The 2,001-nt window shown below is 55.2% G+C and carries 2 rRNA genes (1 of these 2 only partly in view); both read left to right on the top strand.

Annotation, left to right across the window (positions count from 1 at the left end):
• A 23S ribosomal RNA gene (locus HNR59_RS20590) occupies nucleotides 1–1,661 on the top strand (it extends 1,244 nt beyond the left edge of the window).
• A gap of 199 nt (nucleotides 1,662–1,860) precedes the next feature.
• Nucleotides 1,861–1,975: ribosomal RNA gene (gene rrf, locus HNR59_RS20585) — 5S ribosomal RNA — on the top strand.
• Nucleotides 1,976–2,001: the final 26 nt, after the last annotated feature.

Here is a 2,001-nt window from a genome sequence, read left to right as displayed (position 1 = left end):
GTTCACTGGTCTAAATAAGGGTCTTTGCGCCGAAAATGTAACGGGGCTAAAGCCATGCACCGAAGCTTAGGGTTCGTCGTAAGACGAGCGGTAGCGGAGCGTTCTGTAAGCTGATGAAGCCGTACCCGTGAGGGGCGGTGGAGGTATCAGAAGTGCGAATGCTGACATGAGTAACGTAAGGGGTGTGAGAGACACCCCCGCCGAAAGTCCAAGGGTTCCTGCTTAAAGTTAATCTGAGCAGGGTTAGCCGGCCCCTAAGGCGAGGCCGAAAGGCGTAGTCGATGGGAATCACGTTAATATTCGTGAGCCTGGAGGTAGTGACGGATCGCGTGTATTGTCAGGTCTTATTGGATTGATCTGGCAGTGAAGCGGTCCCGGGAAATAGCTCCTCCTTATAGCCCGTACCCGAAACCGACACTGGTGGACTGGTAGAGTATACCAAGGCGCTTGAGAGAACTATGCTGAAGGAACTCGGCAAATTGCACGCGTAACTTCGGAAGAAGCGTGACCCTTGTCTGCGCAAGCAGGTGAGGGTGGCACAGACCAGGGGGTAGCGACTGTTTATCAAAAACACAGGGCTCTGCGAAGCCGCAAGGCGACGTATAGGGTCTGACGCCTGCCCGGTGCTGGAAGGTTAAGAGGAGAGGTGCAAGCTTTGAATCGAAGCCCCAGTAAACGGCGGCCGTAACTATAACGGTCCTAAGGTAGCGAAATTCCTTGTCGGGTAAGTTCCGACCTGCACGAATGGCGTAACGACTTCCCCGCTGTCTCCAGCATAGACTCAGTGAAATTGAATTCCCCGTGAAGATGCGGGGTTCCTGCGGTTAGACGGAAAGACCCCGTGCACCTTTACTATAGCTTTACATTGGCATTCGTAGTGACATGTGTAGGATAGGTGGTAGGCTTTGAAGCCAGGGCGCCAGCCTTGGTGGAGCCACCCTTGAAATACCACCCTTATTACTATGGATGTCTAACCGCGACCCGTTATCCGGGCCCGGGACAATGTATGGTGGGTAGTTTGACTGGGGCGGTCGCCTCCTAAAGAGTAACGGAGGCGCGCGATGGTGGGCTCAGACCGGTCGGAAATCGGTCGTCGAGTGCAATGGCATAAGCCTGCCTGACTGCGAGACTGACAAGTCGAGCAGAGACGAAAGTCGGTCATAGTGATCCGGTGGTCCCGTGTGGAAGGGCCATCGCTCAACGGATAAAAGGTACGCCGGGGATAACAGGCTGATGACCCCCAAGAGTCCATATCGACGGGGTTGTTTGGCACCTCGATGTCGACTCATCGCATCCTGGGGCTGGAGCAGGTCCCAAGGGTATGGCTGTTCGCCATTTAAAGCGGTACGTGAGTTGGGTTCAGAACGTCGTGAGACAGTTCGGTCCCTATCTGCCGTGGGTGTAGGAATATTGACAGGATCTGTCCCTAGTACGAGAGGACCGGGATGGACGTATCTCTGGTGGACCTGTTGTGGCGCCAGCCGCATAGCAGGGTAGCTATATACGGACGGGATAACCGCTGAAGGCATCTAAGCGGGAAACCCACCTGGAAACGAGTATTCCCTGAGAACCGTGGAAGACGACCACGTTGATAGGCCGGGTGTGGAAGAGCGGCAACGCTTGAAGCTTACCGGTACTAATAGTTCGATAGGCTTGATCGTTCTCATTCCTTATGTTCATCGCTAAAGCGATGTCTGTTATCGCTCACGCTGAGCGCCCTGAAGGGCGCAAGCTGCGCGGGCGCGGCGCATAAGCGCCGACGGTCGGTTGACCTTGCAGCCTCGCGGCTGAAAAGGCGATCAAACAGACACGCAAAACATCAGCACAAAACAGCTTCTCAATTAACATGCGCTTTGCCGACCTGGTGGTCATGGCGGGGCGGCTGCACCCGTTCCCATTCCGAACACGGCCGTGAAACGCCCCAGCGCCGATGGTACTTCGTCTAAAGACGCGGGAGAGTAGGTCGCTGCCAGGTCTGCAAAACGCATGAAAATCTTCTCT

Source organism: Aquamicrobium lusatiense (assembly GCF_014201615.1).
Taxonomy (GTDB): Bacteria; Pseudomonadota; Alphaproteobacteria; order Rhizobiales; family Rhizobiaceae; genus Mesorhizobium; species Mesorhizobium lusatiense.
The sequence above is the reverse complement of the archived record's forward strand: the minus strand, read 5'-3'. Positions and strand labels throughout refer to the sequence as shown.